The 17,567-nt window shown below is 65.2% G+C and carries 18 protein-coding genes; 9 read left to right on the top strand and 9 right to left on the bottom strand.

Features of this window, described 5'->3' with window-relative positions; translation table 11 throughout:
- Positions 1-16 precede the first annotated feature (16 nt).
- A complete protein-coding gene (locus E1809_RS21795) occupies positions 17-1,132 on the bottom strand; it encodes a glycoside hydrolase family 76 protein (RefSeq protein WP_133206339.1) in 1,116 nt (371 codons plus the stop codon).
- Between the two features lie 98 nt (positions 1,133-1,230).
- On the opposite strand from E1809_RS21795, the gene E1809_RS21790 reads away from it, so the two are divergent.
- Positions 1,231-2,022 carry a 3-hydroxyacyl-CoA dehydrogenase gene (locus E1809_RS21790; protein WP_133206338.1) on the top strand — a complete coding sequence of 264 codons (792 nt, stop codon included), beginning with the start codon at positions 1,231-1,233 and terminating at the stop codon, positions 2,020-2,022.
- Positions 2,019-3,254: an acyl-CoA dehydrogenase family protein gene (locus E1809_RS21785; protein ID WP_235835721.1), complete on the top strand. Its 1,236-nt coding sequence runs from the start codon at positions 2,019-2,021 to the stop codon at positions 3,252-3,254. The genes E1809_RS21790 and E1809_RS21785 overlap by 4 nt, the downstream gene beginning before the upstream one ends.
- 12 nt (positions 3,255-3,266) lie before the next feature.
- Here the strand turns inward: E1809_RS21785 and E1809_RS21780 are convergent, their stop codons facing one another.
- The gene (locus E1809_RS21780; RefSeq protein WP_133206337.1) at positions 3,267-4,103 is read right to left on the bottom strand and encodes a DUF1684 domain-containing protein; all 837 of its coding nucleotides are present in this window, start codon (positions 4,101-4,103) and stop codon (positions 3,267-3,269) included.
- A 147-nt stretch (positions 4,104-4,250) separates the two neighbouring features.
- Here E1809_RS21780 and ppc point away from each other — a divergent pair, with 147 nt between their 5' ends.
- Complete coding sequence (gene ppc, locus E1809_RS21775) at positions 4,251-7,049, top strand: phosphoenolpyruvate carboxylase (RefSeq protein ID WP_133206336.1); 2,799 nt, start codon at positions 4,251-4,253, stop codon at positions 7,047-7,049.
- A 25-nt stretch (positions 7,050-7,074) separates the two neighbouring features.
- The gene (locus E1809_RS21770) at positions 7,075-7,380 is read left to right on the top strand and encodes a hypothetical protein (protein ID WP_133206335.1); all 306 of its coding nucleotides are present in this window, start codon (positions 7,075-7,077) and stop codon (positions 7,378-7,380) included.
- Here E1809_RS21770 and E1809_RS21765 read toward each other — a convergent pair.
- Positions 7,377-8,000, bottom strand: coding sequence for a DedA family protein (locus E1809_RS21765; protein WP_133206334.1), 624 nt, complete (start codon positions 7,998-8,000; stop codon positions 7,377-7,379). The genes E1809_RS21770 and E1809_RS21765 overlap by 4 nt on opposite strands.
- 58 nt (positions 8,001-8,058) lie before the next feature.
- Here E1809_RS21765 and E1809_RS21760 point away from each other — a divergent pair, with 58 nt between their 5' ends.
- Entirely contained in the window at positions 8,059-8,577 is a 519-nt protein-coding gene (locus tag E1809_RS21760; protein WP_133206333.1) for an O-acetyl-ADP-ribose deacetylase, read from the top strand.
- Positions 8,578-8,607: 30 nt separating this feature from the next.
- On the opposite strand, the gene E1809_RS21755 is transcribed toward E1809_RS21760, so the two are convergent.
- The 3 genes from E1809_RS21755 to E1809_RS21745 all read right to left on the bottom strand — a co-directional run bounded on the left by E1809_RS21755 (position 8,608) and on the right by E1809_RS21745 (position 11,771).
- Entirely contained in the window at positions 8,608-9,048 is a 441-nt protein-coding gene (locus E1809_RS21755; RefSeq protein WP_133206332.1) for an SRPBCC family protein, read from the bottom strand.
- A 103-nt stretch (positions 9,049-9,151) separates the two neighbouring features.
- Entirely contained in the window at positions 9,152-10,111 is a 960-nt protein-coding gene (locus E1809_RS21750; protein ID WP_133206359.1) for an RluA family pseudouridine synthase, read from the bottom strand.
- 61 nt (positions 10,112-10,172) lie between these two features.
- Complete coding sequence (locus E1809_RS21745) at positions 10,173-11,771, bottom strand: alkaline phosphatase family protein (RefSeq protein ID WP_235835720.1); 1,599 nt, start codon at positions 11,769-11,771, stop codon at positions 10,173-10,175.
- Positions 11,772-12,018: 247 nt separating this feature from the next.
- Here E1809_RS21745 and E1809_RS21740 point away from each other — a divergent pair, with 247 nt between their 5' ends.
- Both E1809_RS21740 and E1809_RS21735 read left to right on the top strand, forming a co-directional pair.
- Positions 12,019-12,651 carry an ArsR/SmtB family transcription factor gene (locus E1809_RS21740; protein ID WP_133206331.1) on the top strand — a complete coding sequence of 211 codons (633 nt, stop codon included), beginning with the start codon at positions 12,019-12,021 and terminating at the stop codon, positions 12,649-12,651.
- Positions 12,644-13,336, top strand: a complete 693-nt coding sequence (locus tag E1809_RS21735) for an SRPBCC family protein (protein WP_133206330.1) — start codon at positions 12,644-12,646, stop codon at positions 13,334-13,336. Before E1809_RS21740 ends, E1809_RS21735 begins: the two co-directional genes overlap by 8 nt.
- A 101-nt stretch (positions 13,337-13,437) precedes the next feature.
- Here the strand turns inward: E1809_RS21735 and E1809_RS21730 are convergent, their stop codons facing one another.
- The gene (locus E1809_RS21730) at positions 13,438-14,010 is read right to left on the bottom strand and encodes a TetR/AcrR family transcriptional regulator (RefSeq protein WP_235835719.1); all 573 of its coding nucleotides are present in this window, start codon (positions 14,008-14,010) and stop codon (positions 13,438-13,440) included.
- Between the two features lie 76 nt (positions 14,011-14,086).
- On the opposite strand from E1809_RS21730, the gene E1809_RS21725 reads away from it, so the two are divergent.
- Positions 14,087-14,602 (top strand): DUF4188 domain-containing protein, encoded by a 516-nt coding sequence (locus E1809_RS21725; RefSeq protein WP_133206328.1) that lies wholly within the window; start codon positions 14,087-14,089, stop codon positions 14,600-14,602.
- A gap of 6 nt (positions 14,603-14,608) precedes the next feature.
- Here the strand turns inward: E1809_RS21725 and yczR are convergent, their stop codons facing one another.
- Positions 14,609-16,054: a MocR-like transcription factor YczR gene (gene yczR / locus E1809_RS21720; protein WP_133206327.1), complete on the bottom strand. Its 1,446-nt coding sequence runs from the start codon at positions 16,052-16,054 to the stop codon at positions 14,609-14,611.
- Positions 16,055-16,115: 61 nt separating this feature from the next.
- On the opposite strand from yczR, the gene yczE reads away from it, so the two are divergent.
- Positions 16,116-16,745, top strand: coding sequence for a membrane protein YczE (yczE, locus tag E1809_RS21715; RefSeq protein WP_133206326.1), 630 nt, complete (start codon positions 16,116-16,118; stop codon positions 16,743-16,745).
- On the opposite strand, the gene E1809_RS21710 is transcribed toward yczE, so the two are convergent.
- Positions 16,723-17,562 carry an Fpg/Nei family DNA glycosylase gene (locus tag E1809_RS21710; RefSeq protein WP_133206325.1) on the bottom strand — a complete coding sequence of 280 codons (840 nt, stop codon included), beginning with the start codon at positions 17,560-17,562 and terminating at the stop codon, positions 16,723-16,725. The genes yczE and E1809_RS21710 overlap by 23 nt on opposite strands.
- Positions 17,563-17,567: the final 5 nt, after the last annotated feature.

Here is a 17,567-nt window from a genome sequence, read left to right as displayed (position 1 = left end):
GGAATAAGAGTAGGCCTCATTCGATCCGCGCCGCGGCTTCCAGCACCATCCACGCCTGCAGTTGCGTTGAGAGTTCGACGGCGGTGCCCGGCGGATATGTTTCGATGGCCGGCCGCTGTGGTTCCATCGAGAAAACGGTCCACTCGCCGTCGTCGTACCGCCCGGTCCACAGCGCTTCGGCGGTCCCGAACACCAACTGCCGGGAGGTGTCCCGGGACGGCTCTGGAAGGCGTGGGTCTGCGGCGGCTAGCGCGAGGTAGCGGACAAGGATCCCGGTGAAGAGGCCGCGGTCGCCCGTTCCTTCCCCGCGGAGGACATGTCCATCGCCCGCCAAATGGGTGGCGATCGACGCGATCAACCCGGCCGCCCGGTCAAGGTTCGCGTCCCCGCCCAGCTCCAGCAAGACGCCGAGCACAGGTCCTTGGTTATAGGTGTAGATCTCGGGAGCGATCACAAGCTTGCCGCCTTGCATGCGGGCGCCGTCGAGGTATAGCCCGCTGGCGGGGTCGATGAGCGTCGCGTTGAGCCAGTCCAGCAAGCCTTGCGCCCGTTCGGGGTTTCCGGTCCGGGCGAAGTGCAAAGCTACCGGCGCTGTGGCCGGGGTGTTCTTGAAGTCGCGCGCGGTGCTCCAGAAGGTTCCTCCGCCGAGGTCGTCCGTGGAGGCTGATTCGAATTGCGGAGTGAGGATTTCCTGGATGCGGGCGTTGCGGCGGCGGCCCGGTTTGCCTGCCTTCGCGGCGAGCGCGTCCAGACGGAGCACGGCGAGGGCGAGCCAGGCCATGTCGTCGTAGTAGCTGTTGACGTAGCGCAGTCCGTTGCGGAGCCGGATGCTGGTGACCAGGCGGGAAGCGAGGCGTCCCGCGCTCGGCCGGCTGCCGCCGTCGAACGCTGCACCGGAGGCGAGTTCGCGCGAGTCGGCGTCGACGAGGCAATCGACGTAATGCGCTTGCCACCAGTAGTTCCAGGGCGCGAACGGCGAGGGAAACGGCCGGAGCGGCGCGGCAATGTGCGTTCCCGGAAGCCAGAGGAGGCGGTGCCCGAAATGCCGCGTGACGGAACGGGCAGCCTGGTTGGCGCGTCCTGCCCAGTCCGGATTTCCGGAGGCGCCTGGAGGGACTTCGGGGCCGGCCATGCTGCCAGCCTACCGTGCACAATCGATGTGTTTCAGTTAACATGCATTAACGGATTTGGTTCCACGCTGAGTACGAAGTTCTGCATCAAGGAGGATGGATGGACATCAAGGGCACAGTGGCATTGATTACGGGAGGGGCTTCCGGGCTCGGTGCCGCGACGGCCAGAAGATTGCTCGACGCCGGTGCCTCCGTGGTGCTGCTCGACCTCCCCTCGTCCCACGGAGAGGCCTTCGCCGCCGAACTGAATTCCTTGGGAGCCGCCGGGAAAGCGGTCTTCGTCCCGGCCGACGTCACCAACGAGGAACATGTCCAGGACGCCGTCGACGCAGCCGTCGCCATGGGGCCCCTGCGGATCTTGGTCAACTGCGCAGGCATCGCGACCCCGGGCAAGGTGCTTGGAAGGGACGGAGTCCTGCCCTTGGAGGACTTCAACAGGGTCATCCAGATCAACCTCGTGGGGACCTTCAACGTGATCCGCCTCGCGGCGGCCGCCATGATCCAGACGGAGCCGGCAACCACGGAAATCGGGGGAGCGGAGCGCGGAGTCATCATCAACACGGCTTCCGTTGCGGCCTTCGATGGCCAGATCGGCCAGCCAGCCTATGCCGCCTCCAAGGGAGCCGTGGCAGCGATGACCCTGCCCTTGGCGCGCGAACTTGCGCGCTCGCTGGTGCGGGTGGTGGCCATCGCCCCCGGAATCTTCGAAACCCCCATGCTCGCGGGCCTGCCGCAGGAAGCGCAGGATTCGCTCGGCCGGCAAGTGCCGCACCCCGCCCGCCTCGGCCGCCCCGCCGAATACGCGAACCTCGTGGCGCACATCGTGGAAAACGCCATGCTCAACGGCGAAACCATCCGCCTCGACGGCGCCATCCGGATGGCGCCGAAGTGAGCGCACTGCGTGACTCTTTGGCCGACTCTTTGCCGGGGGCAGATTTCTTCGATTTCGAGTCCCTCCTCAGCGTCCAGGAACAACGCAAGCTCAACGAGCTCCGGGAATTCCTCGCCACGGAGATCGCCCCCTACGCCAAGGATTGGTGGGACAAGGCCGAATTCCCATCGCATATCCTGCCGAAACTCGCCGCGCTTCGCCTGAGCACCCCGACCCACCGTGGGTACAGCAACCTGTTCGCCGGGCTCGTGATCGCCGAGATGACCCGGGTGGACACCTCCATCGCAACGTTCTTCATGGTCCACCACGACCTCTTTGTCGAAGCACTGTACGAGTTCGGCTCCAAGGAGCAGCAGGACCGCTACCTTGACGACGCCTCCAACCTGCGGACCACCGGCGCTTTCGCGCTGACCGAACCTGATCACGGTTCAGATGTGGCCGGCGGCCTCCAGACGGTGGCTCGGCGCGTGGCCGGAGGAGCCGACGACGGAGGCGACCACTGGGTGCTCAACGGCGCCAAGCGCTGGATCGGCAACGGGACGTTCTGCGACCACATGCTTGTCTGGGCCAAGGACGAAGCCAACGGCTTAATCCGGGGGTTCATCGTGGACGCGAGCCTGCCCGGAGTGACCCGGACCAAGATCGAGAACAAGATCGCCCTGCGCACTGTCCAAAACGCCAACATCGTGTTGAAGGACGTGAAGATCGCGGAGTCGGACCGCTTTGCCGGTATCGACAGTTTCACCGACACCAACCACTTGCTGCGCGGCTCCCGGCTCATGGTCGCGTGGCAGAGCGTCGGCCAACAACTGGCAGCGTTCGACGTCGCACGGCAATACGCGCTCGAACGGACGCAGTTCGGCCGTCCCTTGGCGAAGTTCCAGCTTATCCAGCAGCAACTGGTGGACATGCTCGGAAACGCCGTGGCCAGCATGGGCATGATGGTGCGGATCGCGCAGTTGCAGGAAGACTTGTACACGGACAGCAACGGCGTGCGGCACAGGGGTGCCAATATGGCCCAAGTGGCACTGGCCAAGTCCTATTGCAGCGCCCGGATGCGCGAGACCGTAGCGATGGGCAGGTCCATCCTGGGCGGAAACGGGATCGTGACCGACTACAGGATGGCCAAGATCTTCGCCGATTCCGAGGCGATCTACACCTACGAAGGCTCCTACGAAATCAACTCGCTCATCGTCGGCCGGGCCGTGACGGGGGTTTCGGCGATCGTTTAACCGGCTCCCGAACTACACGATCCGCCCGACCGGCAGCTTCTCCCCGGCCTCAACCGCAACGTCGATCGAATTGCCCGCTACCGGCATGGGGCATGTGCCGTACGGGGTGAAGGCGCTGGGGTAGTTGATGGCACGGTTGAAATCGAGCACTACCGAGCCATCCTGCCGGGGCCGAGCCACACCAAGTTTGCGCCATTCGTCCGTAGTGTTGCCGTTGGTCTCGTCGTGGAATGTGACGTTGAGGGCGCCGAGCTTCTCGGCCTCCGCATGCAGCCGGACCTCGTGGGGGAGCCCCGGAACGCGGAAGACTACTTCGCCCACGGATCGGTGAACGCCGTCCACCAAGGGATTGGCCGTCCCGATCGGTACATCCACAGGCTCGGGGTAGGCCTCGAAACGGCCCTCCAGCACCCAGTCCGGGTTGTACTCGTAGGTGGGAACGGCGTCGAACTCCGTCAGTACTGCTGAGCCGTTGTCCCTCGTGCGGATGGCATATTTGTCCGCGCGCATGGCGAGTTCAACCACCACCTGCGTGCCGTCCGCACCACCGAATTGCACCCACATGAGCGATTCCTCGTCCTGGAGGGTGGCCGAAATCGTGCCATCCACGGGAGTCCCGGTGCCCACGAGCGTGAGCCCGGCCGCCGCGCTCGCGGTGAGCGTCGCCGTCGTGCCGTCTGTTGACCAGAGCCCCGGGACGAGTTCGACGGCGGCGGGTTCCGATTCGAGCCACTGGAAGGAAGTGAGCGTCAGCCAGCCATGGTCGGCTGCGAGTGCGGAGTTGCGTCCGTTGCGGAAGCGCTCCCAGCGTTCCACCTGGGCCTTGGGTGCGGGGGCTGTTGTGCTCATGGTTCCTCCAAGTCGGGGCGTCAATATCTGAGACAGATTGCCACCATCGGAATGGCTGTGGGTAGGATTTTCTTGGAAATATTAGTAAGCAGGCTCACAGTATCCAGCGCAGTGTACGGGCCACTCCAACGCCAGAAGGTATTTTTCATGGTTCACACTGCACATCTGAGCACCGACCTCGCCGCGGAACTGCGGGCCGACGTCCGCCGGGTCTCCACGCTGTTGGGGGAGTCCCTGGTCCGCCAACACGGGCCCGAGCTGCTGCGCCTCGTGGAGCAGGTCCGCTTGCTCACCAAGGAGTCGAAGGAAGCCGCCCGCGGCGGCGCTGACGCTACCGGTCCGTGGAGCGCGCACGACGTCGTCGCCCAGGTCCGCGAGTTGCTCGCCTCCCTGCCGCTTGAGGAAGCCACGGAACTGGTCCGTGCCTTCGCATTCTACTTCCACCTCGCGAACGCCGCCGAGCAAGTGCACCGCGTCCGCGGATTGCGCACCCGCCAGGAAAAGGACGGCTGGCTGGCCAAGGCAGTCGCCGAGATCGCGGACGAAGCCGGAACTGCGGCCCTCCAGGACGTCGTGAACGAGCTCGACGTCCGCCCCATCTTCACCGCGCACCCCACCGAGGCGTCGCGCCGCTCGGTGTTGGACAAGATCCGCAAGCTGTCCGATGTCCTGGCCGAAACCACGGTTGAGGGCACGTCAGCCCGCCGCCGGCAGGACCGCCAGCTCTCCGAGATCATCGACCAGATGTGGCAGACGGATGAGCTCCGCCAGGTGCGTCCCACACCGGTTGACGAGGCCCGCAACGCCATCTACTACCTGAGCAGCATCCTCACCGACGCCATGCCGGAAATGCTCACGGACCTATCCGAACTGCTCGGTGAACGTGGCGTCGTCCTGCCCGCGCACAACGCTCCCGTTCGTTTCGGTTCCTGGATCGGTGGAGACCGCGACGGCAACCCGAACGTCACGGCATCGGTCACGCGCGAAATCCTGCAGCTTCAAAACCAGCATGCCGTGCGGATCAGCATCGCGATGATCGACGAACTCATCTCCATCCTCTCCAACTCCACCGCCCTTGTGGACGCGGAGCAGGAGCTCCTGGACTCGATCGACGTCGACCTCAAGAACCTCCCCGGCCTGGACAAGCGCATCCTGGAGCTCAACGCCCAGGAGCCGTACCGCCTCAAGCTGACCTGCATCAAGGCCAAGCTCATCAACACGGGCCGGCGCGTGTCCGCCGCCAAGCACCACGAACCCGGCCGCGACTACGCCTCCACATCGGAGCTGTTGGCGGAACTGGATTTGTTGGAAGACTCGTTGCGCAAGCACTCCGCCGTGCTGGTGGCCGACGGCGCCATGTCGCGCGTCCGCCGCGCGATCGCGTCCTTCGGGCTGCACCTGGCCACCCTCGACATCCGCGAGCACGCCGACTACCACCACGACGCCGTCGGGCAGCTGGTTGACCGGATCGGCGCCGGCACTCCCTACGGTGAGTTGAGCCGCGAGGCGCGCTTCGAGCTCCTGGGCAGGGAACTGGCCTCGCGCCGTCCGCTGTCCGGCCACCCCATCAAGCTCGACGGCGACGGCGACCGCACGTACGACGTCTTCCGTTCCATCCGCCAAGCCCTCCAGACCTACGGTCCGGACGTCGTCGAAACCTACATCATCTCCATGACGCGCGGCGCGGACGACGTCCTGGCCGCTGCCGTCCTGGCGCGCGAAGCCGGGCTGATCGACCTGTTTGGCGCGGCCCCCTACGCCAAGATCGGTTTCGCGCCGCTCCTGGAAACCGTGGAGGAACTGCGCGCTTCGGCCGAAATCGTGGACCTGCTGCTCTCGGATCCTTCCTACCGGGAGCTGGTGCGGCTGCGCGGCGACGTCCAGGAAATCATGCTCGGTTACTCGGACTCCAACAAGGAATCCGGCGTCATGACCAGCCAATGGGAAATCCACAAGACCCAGCGCAAGCTGCGTGACGTCGCCGCGAAGCACGGCGTGAGCGTCCGCTTGTTCCACGGCCGTGGTGGTTCCGTTGGCCGTGGCGGCGGACCCACCTACGACGCCATCATGGCCCAGCCCAACGGCGTCCTCGAAGGCGCCATCAAGTTCACCGAACAGGGCGAAGTCATCTCGGACAAGTACTCCCTCCCGGAACTCGCCCGCGAGAACCTCGAGCTCTCCCTCGCCGCCGTGATGCAGGGTTCGGCCCTGCACCGGGCGCCGCGGACGTCCGACGACGAGCGCGAACGCTACGGACAGGTCATGGAAATCATCTCCGACGCCGCGTTCGCCCAGTACCGCTCGCTGATCGACGATCCCGACCTCCCCGCGTACTTCCTGGCGTCGACCCCGGTGGAGCAGCTCGGATCGTTGAACATCGGCTCCAGGCCGTCCAAGCGCCCGGATTCCGGCGCCGGACTCGGCGGCCTCCGCGCCATTCCGTGGGTTTTCGGTTGGACGCAATCGCGGCAGATCGTTCCCGGCTGGTTCGGCGTGGGCTCGGGCCTGAAGGCCGCCCGCGAGGCCGGCAACACGGCGGAACTGGTCGAAATGATGGAGAAATGGCACTTCTTCCAGTCCGTGATTTCCAACGTGGAGATGACCCTCGCCAAGACGGACATGGACATCGCCGGGCACTACGTGTCCTCCTTGGTTCCCGAGGAACTGCACCGCTTGTTCAAGGCGATCCGTGCCGAGTACGAACTCACTGTTGCCGAAGTTGAGCTCCTGAGCGGCGAAACCGAGCTCCTCGAAGCCCAGCCGACGCTCAAGCGTTCCCTCGAAATCCGCGACCAATACCTCGACCCCATCAGCTACCTTCAGGTGGAGCTTTTGCGCCGCGTCCGTGAAGCCTCGATTTCCGGCGCGGAGATCGACGAACGGCTCCAGAGGGCCATGCTCATCACAGTCAACGGAGTCGCCGCAGGCCTGCGCAACACGGGCTAGGGCGCGCCGGCGTTAGGGTTGAGGGATGCCTTCGTTTCAGACCAAGTTGAAGATCGCCGGCCTGAAACCGGGCAACCCGCCGGAGTCGGTGATGGCCGCAGCGGTGGAGGCTTTGGAAACCCGGCACCACGTGGAATCCAACCAGTTGGACATTGTCGGCGGGGTTCCCCAGATCAGCCTCCGATTCCTCGTCGAGGCACGCGACTACCCGGGCGAGAACAGCGAGGCGCGCCAGTCGGCAGCGATGATGCGCGACGCCGTCGAACGCGTAGCGCTGACCGGAAGCCTATACGTGCTGCGCCGCAGCCGCGGCAAGTGGGCGCCGATCTAGTCGCCAGCCTCGTCGAGAGGCTCGTCGACTGGCGAGCGGTTGCCCCGGCGGCGCGTCACGATCACGCCGAGCACGACGCCGATCAGCAAGCCGACGCCCACGCCGATCAGGGAGCTCGCCCAAAACGGAAGCCCCGTCGTGGAACCGGCAAAGTAGCCCAGCCCGGCCTGCCATGCCGCCCACAAGACGCCTCCCAAAGCGGCGCACAGACTGAAGCCGCGGGTCGAAACCTCGGCGATTCCTGCAGCGGCCGACGCTGCGAGACGCCCTCCGGGGACGAAGCGCGCGCCGATGATCGCACCGTAGGTAGACGAGCGGCCCGCCTTCGCGATGGTTCGATGGATGCCTTGGTGGACTTTGCGTCCCCAGTCCCATCGATCCAGCACATGTGAGAGCCGGCGCTTGAAGAGCTGGAAAACCAGGAGGTCGCCCAGGCAGGAAGCCACCGCGGTCATCAAACCCAACAGCAGCAGGTTGACCCGGCCCTCCGCGGCCAGTGCGCCACCGGTGATCACCAACATCTCGGACGGGATGGGCGGAAAGACGGCGTCGCCGATCACCATGGGGAAAATCCACGCGTAGATCGCGGCTCCCCACCCTTCCGTGGCGGTGGCGTCCATGGCCACAACCTACTCCATTTTTGGTGCATTCCCTGCGGCGCCGTGGAAGACTGGCGCCATGCGGCTCGAGATCCTGCAAGGTGACATCACAACGCGCGACGTCGACGCCATAGTCAACGCCGCGAACTCGTCCTTGATGGGCGGCGGCGGAGTCGACGGTGCCATCCATCGAGCGGCCGGTCCGGAGTTGCTCGCAGCGTGCCGGGAGGTGCGCAAAGAGTACCCGGGCGGCTTGCCTGTGGGCCGGGCCGTCGCCACTCCGGGATTCAACTTGCCTTCCCGGTGGGTGATCCACACGGTCGGTCCCAACCGGCACGCAGGGCAAACCGATCCCGGGCTCCTGGCTTCGTGCTTCCGCGAGAGCCTCGCCGTGGCTGAGTCCCTCGGAGCGCGGTCTGTAGCCTTCCCCGCGATCAGCGCCGGCATCTATGGTTGGGACGCGCGCGAGGTCGCCACAGTAGCGTTCGACGTCGTCCGGAACTTTGGCGCCGACGGTTCCCCTGCGCTGGAACTCGTCGAATTTGTCCTGTTCAGTCCCGAAATGACGACCGTGTTCCGCGACGTTTCCGGGGCCTGACGGGCCTGGCCGGCCTGGCCGGCCTGGAACTTAGGCGCGGGATTCCTCCAGCACGCTCTTCAGCGTGCCAAGCTGCCCAACCTCCGATTCCATGGTTTTCGCGATCATGGATCCCATGAGCTTCATGAGGCCCTTGGGCTGGAGGTCCAGGGCGAAGCGCAGCGTGGTGGCGCCGTCGTTCTCGCGCAAGGTGAAGGTTCCGGTAGGACGCGCGGGTCCGGCAATGACGTGGAATTCGATCAGCTTCTCCGGCTCGGCCACCGTGATTTCATAATCGCCGGCAATCGAACGGCCGCCGGGGCCCGACATGGTCTGGGAATACACAGCGCCCTTGGTGCCGGCTTCTCCGCTGGCAAGCGCGACCTCTTGCACCCCTGGACGCCACAACTTGTTGTTCAATCCATCGGCCAGGAAGGCGTAGACATCGCGTGCGGGGCGGTTGATCGTGACTTCGTTTTCAGCGTGGGCCATGGGGTTCCTTTTCGCGAGACCGAACACCGCCCGTGGGATCCGGGCCGGCACTCCGAGCCTATATGCGCGGCTGGAACGGAGGCTAGGGACGCGCTGGACGTGCTCAGGCGGGCCGGGCTTCGCTCAATTCGAGCCCACTGCGGTATTCGACCTCGCGCTTGCTGACCGGGTCCACGAAACGGATCCCGCGGGCCAGCAATTGAAGGGGCTTGGAGTAGTCGTCCGGTGCCTTGTCCAGGAGATCCGGGTAGAACGCGTCATTCACGATCCCCAGTCCGAGCGATGCCATGTGCACGCGCAGTTGGTGGGTCTTGCCGGTGTGCGGCTCAAGCCGGTATAGCGCGCGGCGACCGTCGGCACCTTCGCCCGGGCCGCCGTCGTGCTTTCCTCCGAAGGTGCGCAGGCGCTCGATGCGGGTCTCCGCATTGGGTTCGCCGTCGAGTACTTCGGCGAGGAGGTAGCTGCGCGATTTCGTCATGCGGTTGCGGACGACGGCGGGGAACTCGACGGCGGGATAGCCCGCCGCGGGTGCCGCGGCAGAGACGCATTCGTACTCTTTCTGAACCTGCCGCTTTTCGAAAAGGACCTGGTACTTGCCGCGCGTCTCCGGGTTGGTGGAGAGCAGGAGCACCCCGGCGGTCATGCGGTCGAGGCGGTGCATCGGGATGAGGTCGGGCAGATCCAGTTGGTTGCGGAGGCGGACGAGTGCCGATTCCTGGATGTAGGTGCCGCCCGGGGTGGTGGGCAGGAAGTGCGGCTTGTCCACCACAAGGAGGTGCTCATCCTGATGCAGGATGCTGATTTCCACGGGCATCCGCGTTTCGGGCGGGAGCGTGCGGTAGTACCAAATGAAGGTGTGCGCATCGAGGGGAGTGCTGCGATCCAAAGGCGCACCGCCCTCGCCGACGATCTCGCCGGCGTCGAACCGGTCTTCGATCCCCTGGGGGTCGATGTGCCCCCAACGATGCATCATGTAGTCCATCGCGGTGTCCCAGGGCCCCTCGTCCGGGAGCCGCAAACGGGTGGCGTTGACGCCGTCGCGCACGGGGAGGGGGGATTGCATCACCGGTCCATTCTACGGGGGCTGCTACTGCGACCATCGCCGGCCCTAGTACGTGGCTGCACTAATACGTGGCTGCGCCGGGAAGAATGATGGGCTTGATGGGCGGCTGGTTGAAGTCGAAGTCGTTTACCAGGTCGCCGAGCAGGGGGTTGTCCTCACGGACGTCTGGCCGGGGGTCGGGCCGTCCATCCGTGGCCGGGTCAAGGCGTTGCCCGTGGAGGAAGTCGTCTTCGATGAACTTGGCGTATGCGTCGTGGCTGAGCACCTGGTGGTCGATGTTGCCCTGCTTGGCGTAAGGGCTGATGACTATTCCCGGGACCCGGAGGCCGTAACCGTTTTCGTCCACTGTTGGCGGAACGACGTGGTCGTAAAAACCGCCCCAGTCATCCCACGAAAGGAAGATGGCGGTGCTGCCCCAATCCGGGCTTGCCATGACCGCGTTGATCAAGCCGGTGACGTAGGCCTGCCCGGTGCTGATGAGTGCCGGTGGATGTTCGCTGACGGCTCCGGTGGGATCGATCCAGCTCACGGCAGGGAGCGTGCCCTTCTTGGCAGCGTCGTAGAAGTTGCTCAGGGACTGGATGTTACCCAACTGGCCATCTTGCTTCACGGTGTCGAAGTAGGGCAGCGGATTCCAGATGCCCGGTGTTTTCGCGTTCTGGGCTACGGGAGCGCAGGTCATGGCTTCGTCATTTTGGCAGTCGGGTTCCGTGCCGTTGAAGACGTAGTAGGCCCAGGGCACGTTCTGCTTGTGCAGGAGGTAGGTGAGATCGGTCCAAGCATAGTCCGGTGGTGCGAGCAGATTGGCGGCAGCCAGGAGTCTTTGTTTGAGGGCTTCGGGGAGGGAAGCCTTATCGATCGCCGCTTGGCAGCTCGCGTAGGAATCGGAGGCTGCGCAGTTCTGCGTGATGAGGGTGTGCAGTTGCGCGGCGAGGTCGGGGGTTATCCCGATCGCGGACAAAGCGTCCTGGCAGGCTTTGGTCTGCAGGCCGGCGCGGCACTTGCCGATGAGGGTGGACTGGATCGAGGTGGTGAAGTCCGGAGGGTTGGCCGGATTCTGGAGGGCATTCACGCACGATTGAGGGTCGCCGGCCCGGCTGCACTTCGCCGACCATTCCGAGACCATGTACAGGTGGGCGGGCAGGCTCCAGGACGAGTTGGGCTCGAACATGTGGTCTTGGAGTGTGAAGTCCTTGGCGTACGCCCAATAGTTGGGCAGGTCGCGGGCGTCATGGTAGCCCATCACGTCGCTTTGGTTGCCGCCGGCGCAGGCAGGGGCATTCGGAGCGCAGTTCGACGAGGCTTTCTCGGCCTGCGCAATAAAGCCGTCCATCTTTCCACCGTCGATGTCCGCCTTGGCGTTGTTCTGGCTGTGCGGGCCGCCGGAGTTCCGGTCTGAGGGGTCGTAGTACGGCTTCACACAGGAACCATGGGCCGGATCCGGTACGCACACAGCGGGGGAGCCGTTCTGCATCGGTATCCCGTCTGCGCCGGGGAACGTGCCGAAGTAGCTGTCGAACGAGCGGTTCTCTTGCATGATGACAATGACATGTTGGATCTTCGAAATGCCCGCATCTGCTGCGGGCCTGTCGGCCGAACCCGAGGATTGGGAGTCGCCGAAACGGACGGCAACGCCCACAAGCGCAACGACTGCTGCCATGCACAGCGTGGCTAGGGCCGGGTGACGGACTGCCCAGGCCCGCATCCGCCCGCTGGGACGCCGTTTTGGGCGATCGGCTCCGGACTCGGTGGGCGGAATATTGACCCTCATCATGCACCTCACGGACGGGATAACCGCAGGGTACTCCTTCGCTGACTGCACGGATACTGGCTGTGTTGTCCTTCCAACTCAACGGACAATTAAAAAATTCTTGACAAAAAAAGTTGTCGGTAGGCACAATTGAAGCATGTTGGACATCGAAGTGATCGAGGACCCCGCGGCGGCCGAAGCGTCGCTGGACCCGATCCGAACCCGCATCCTGCAGGAGCTCGCCGAGCCCGCTTCCGCCACGCAGTTGTCCACCAAGGTGGGCCTGCCCAGGCAGAAGGTCAACTACCACCTCAAAGCCCTCGAACGGCACGGCCTCGTGGAATTGGTCGAGGAGCGAAGGAAGGGCAACGTCACCGAACGCGTCCTGCGTGCGACGGCGGCCTCGTACCTGATCTCGCCGGTGGCACTCGCGTCGGTGGCGCCTGATCCGCGCCGGTTCTCGGATCGCTTTTCCGCCTTCTGGCTCCTGGCGCTCGCCGCGAGGACAGTCCAGGAGATGGGCAAGCTGATCGCGGGAGCAGCCGCGGCCAAGAAGAAGCTTGCAAGCTTCGCGATCGACGGCGAAATCACCTTCCGCTCGGCGGCGGACCGTGCCGCTTTTGCCGAGGAACTCGGCGTCGCGGTGACCCGCCTCGTGGACAAGTATCACGACGGCGGAGCCGACGCGACAGCGAGCGGCGCACGCAAGCACCGTCTCGTCGTCGTACTCCATCCGGCACTCAAGGAAAACATGCAGCACTCACCAGAAAAGGAACAGGACAATGACTAGCAACCGTGAATTCGAAATCGTGGCGGACACTGAGCTGCCCGGCACCCCCGAACGCGTATGGCAGGCCATCACCGCGGACACTCCTGCCTGGATGTTCCCCACGGACCAGTGGCCAGCCGTGAAGACCGTGGACGAATACCCCTCTCACTTGGTGTCGCGCATGGAAGGCCCGGACGGCTGGTTCAACCAGTTGGAGCACGTACTCGAACCGCTCGACGGCGGCCGCGCCAAGCTGCACTACATCCACAGCGGAATCTTCGCCGACAACTGGGATGAGCAATACGACGGCGCCAGCAAGCACACCGAGTTCTACCTCCACACCCTGGGCCAGTACCTGCAGCATTTCGACGGAAAGCCCGTGGTCTTCACGGACATCCAGGGTCCGGCTGCCTCGCAGTCGCCGGACGGATTCGTCCAGCTCAAGAAGGCGTTGGGTGTTGACGATGCTGCGCAGGGCGAAACGGTCGAGGTGGACGTCGACGGCGTGGGGCGGCTGAGTGGCGAGGTCGACTTCTCCAACCAGTACTTCCTGGGCCTGCGGACCGCCGATACCCTTTACCGCTTCTTCGGCCGGAACTCCTTCGGTGCTCCGGTGGGAATGACGGTGCACGACTTCAGTGGCCACGGCGACTCCGACGCCACTACGAAGGCATGGGGCGGATTCCTCGAGAAGGTCTACGCCTAGCGACGCGGGACCTGCTCAGCGACGCGCGAATGGCCTGGCGCTACTGGAATTCCGGTAGCGCCAGGGCATTTCCGCATCCTGGGTCAATTTGTGCGTCGTGGTTATGCCCAGCCACGGGCGATGGCGTCGATGGCTTCGGAGTAGAAGGCGTCCCAGTCGGTGCCGGGAGCGCCGAGTTCCGCGAGTTGGAGGCTAACCAGGCCATGGACCTGGCCCCAGATGGCGACCGCAACGGTTTCAGTGGGCAAGTCGCGGATGGCGCCGGCGTTTTGCGCCGAGGTGACCGCCTCGATGAGGGGAGCCATCGCGTCCGAGGCGACGGCCGGCGTCGGGCTGCAGTCCACGTAGGCGGCAAGGGTCCCGCCGAACATGAGCCGGTACAAAGTCGGATGTTCCAGCGCCCACTCCCGGTATGCGAGGCCGAGGCCGCGAAGACCGCCTCCGGACGCGCTGCGTTGCGCGTCGCCGAAGGAGCGGAAGCCGTTGTCCACGACAGCGGTGAGCAGCTGGGACTTCCCGCCGAACAGTGAGTAGACGGCCGTGGTGGACGTCCCGGCTTCCGCGGCTACCTCGCGCAGGGTGACTCGTGCCGGGCCCATGCGGTGGACGAGGTCCGCGGTGGTGTCGAGCAGCCGCTCTTTGAGGGAATCGTCGTGCAATACAGGTCTTGCCATGTCCTCCATTATTTCATAACGTTGTTTTGTAACGACGTTATGAAACCAATTCGGAGCAACAAGGCAGGGGCAAGTCATGGCGCAGGAAATCTTTCCGGGCCGCTTCACGGCGGACGCTGGACGTGAATCAGTGACCGTTTTCCTCATTGGAATGCGGGCCAACCGTTGGTGGAAGGTGGGGAAGGTGATGCGCGTGGCGTCGGAGATGCCCACCATGCTGCGGCATCTCGCGGAACATCCCGAGTCCGGAATGCTGGGCTGCGAGCAGTGGTTCGGGCGCACCACCATGCTTCTCAGCTATTGGGAGAGCCCTGAACATTTGAGGCGTTTCGCCGCGGACAGGGAATCCCCGCACCTGGCACCGTGGCGGAGTTTCATGAAGGAGGTATCGGGCAGCGGCGACATCGGGGTGTGGCACGAGACTTACCAGGTCCCGGCGTCGGGAATCGAAGTGGTCTACAACGGCATGCCGCTGTTCGGCCTCGCCAAGGCGACCTCGCATGTCCCGGTAGGCCCGGGCAGCAACACCGCCAAGCAACGGATGGGATCGCGTCGGGCAGCAAGCGCGGCCCCAGCGGCTCCGGTGGCTTAGCGACCTTTACGCCACAGCCGCCACTTCCTTCGGGGCCTTGAGGGTTCGCCGGAGCTGCGGCGAAGCGTCAAGCTTGGCCTGGGCGTCCCGCAACGCCAGCACTGCAGTTTCAAGCCGGGCCGGCGGCAGCGTGTACGGGACGCGCATGAAGTGCTCGAAAGCCCCGCCGATCCCGAACCGGGGGCCGGCTGCGAGCCGCACCCCGAAGTCGGGGGCTATTACGGTCAGGGCAGTGCTGGACGGGGTTGGCAACCTGCACCAGGCGGTAAGGCCGCCGCGGGGACGTTCCACTTGCCACTCGGGCAAGTGCTCGGCCAGGAGTTCCAGTAGGGATTCCCGGTTGCGTCGAAGCTCCGCAAGCCTGGCGTCGAGCGGTTCGGTGAACGCTCGGACCAGCCGCGCGGCGGCCAACTGCTCGACAATCGGCCCGCCCAGGTCCATGGTGGTCCGGGCTTGGATGAACCGGCTGATCAGTTCTTCGTCCGCACGGATCCAACCGGTGCGGAGGCCGGCCCAGTGGGACTTGCTGAGCGAGCCAATGGACACCACGGCGGGACTGAACGCCGCGAGCGGCGAGGTGCTGACGCCGTCGAGGTTGAGTTCCCGGATGGTCTCGTCCACCACCAGGACCGTGCCGGTTCCCGCAGCTTCACGGACCAGCCTTCGGCGCTGGAGATTGGACATGATCCGCCCGGTGGGGTTGTGGAAGTCCGGTACGAGGTAGGCCATGGCCGGCCGTTGATGGCGCATGGCCGCCACCATGGCGTCGATGTCCCAGCCCGCCGCATGCGGCATCGGAACCGGCACGGCGCGGGAGCCCGACGCGCGGATCGCATCGAGCGCGTTCGGGTAGCTCGGATGTTCCACGAGGACTTTTTGCTGCCGGCCGGCGAGGGTTTTCAGGACGATGTTCAAGGCGTGCTGCGCTCCGGACGTCACCAGGATTTGCCCGGCGGACGTGGGGACGCCGGCTGCCGTATAACGCTCCGCGATCGCCTCGCGCAGAGGCAGGAGCCCGACGGCGTCGTATCCAAAGCCCGGCAACAGGGCCGGCAGGTCGAGCAACGCGTCGGCGAAAGCCCGGTGCACCACCTCGCCCGTCGCGGGTAACGATGCGTAGGCGAGGTCCAGGATGCCATCCGGAACCGCTAGTCCTGGCCCGCTGATGGGGGCCGCGCGGTGCGGAATGCCTGTCCGGCCCCGGCTGCCTTGGCCGCCCGAGAGGAATCCTTGCTCGCGCAAGCTCGCGTAGGCGGCCGTGACCGTGGTTCGGCTGAGGTCCAGCGCGGCCGCGAGCGCCCGCTCGCTGGGCAGCGCGACGTCCAGGGGAATGCGTCCGTCCATAACTAAAAGGCGTACGACGTCGGCAAGCTCGCGGTACGCGGGCGCGGCGCCGGTGCTCCATGGACCAAGGAGGCGTACCAAAGCTGTGGGGTTAAGGGAGCCGGGCATAAGACCAGTATTGCAAACTGGCTATGGAAAGCAATGCCAGTTCTCGACGATCATGGTGAGCATGATGACCCGCAGAATCACCCAGCTCCTCATTGGCCTCGCTATGTACGGCGTTTCCCTGGCCATGTTCATCCGGGCCGGCCTCGGCTTGGATCCTTGGGATGTGTTCCATCAGGGACTTGCTGGGAAGCTCGGGTGGAGCATCGGCACCGTGGTGGTGGTCGTGAGCTTCCTCGTGCTGCTTCTCTGGATCCCGTTGCGGCAAATGCCCGGTTTCGGAACGCTCGCGAACGCTGTTCTTGTGGGGGTCTTCGCGGACATCGGCTTGGCCTTGATTCCCGCGTTTTCGCACATGGGAGGGCAGATCGCCATGCTCGCCGGGGCAGTGGTCCTGAACGGCATCGCCTCGGCCTGCTACATCGGGGCCCGTCTCGGCCCGGGTGCCCGTGACGGGCTCATGACCGGCCTTGCCCGCCGAACGGGCTGGTCCGTGCGGTTGTCCAGGACCCTGATCGAGGTGGTTGTCCTGGCTGTGGGCTGGCTGCTCGGCGGATCCGTCGGAATAGGAACCGTGGTTTACGCCTTGGCTATCGGTCCTACCGTGCAGTTGCTGTTGCCGCTGTTCACGGTCCCGGAGAAGGCTTCCCGCAGCTCCAAAGAAACTGTGGTCACGGAACCGGCTGGCACCTAGGACAGTAGTAGATGACGCGGTCTTCCATCCCGGAGGCGGGTCCGAGCATTCCGCGGTGGGTGGGTGTGCCGCAGCGGTGGCACGGTTGATGTTCCCGGCCGTACACCCAGTAGCCGGGGCGCGGAACCCCGCGAACACCGCGCAGGGGAGATTCGCGCGTCACCCGCCGCGCTGAACCGAGGTTGGCCTCGAGCAGTCTCTTGGCGTCGGCGAGCAACCCGGCCAGGTCCGGCACGGCCGAGACCGGTGCCGCAGGATGGACCCCGGACAGGAAGCACGACTCGCAACGGTAGATGTTCCCGATGCCCGCGAGGTTCTTCTGGTCCAGGAGGGCCAGCCCGATCGGAATATCCGGAGCGGCTTTGATGCGCCGAACGGCCTCCTCCATGTCCCAATCAGGGCCGAGGAGGTCCGGTCCGAGGTGTCCGACCACGTGATCCTCGTCCGCTGTGGGGATCACTTCCAGGATCCCCAGGGAGAATCCGACGACGTCGGCCGTCGCCGTGCGGAGGACGCACCTGGCCGTGTGGCCGGGCTTCCGCCACCGGCCGCTGGGAGCGTAGACCTGCCAGCTTCCCTCCATCTTCAAGTGCGAGTGGATGGTCAGCGTACGCCTCCCGTCATTCCCGGCCTCGCCGGATTCCAGCAAGCGCATCAGCAAATGCTTTCCCCTGGGCACCACTTCTGACACCGTCCATCCGGTCAGGTTCAGGGTGGCGAAGCGGGGCACGCGGAAGTCCGAGGCCGTGAGCGTCTGGCCCGCCAGGGCTTTGTGGAGTTCCGCGGCGGCACGCCATACCGAATCGCCCTCAGGCACGGACC

Source organism: Arthrobacter terricola, assembly GCF_004354015.1.
GTDB lineage: Bacteria > Actinomycetota > Actinomycetes > Actinomycetales > Micrococcaceae > Arthrobacter > Arthrobacter terricola.
The sequence above is the reverse complement of the archived record's forward strand: the minus strand, read 5'-3'. Positions and strand labels throughout refer to the sequence as shown.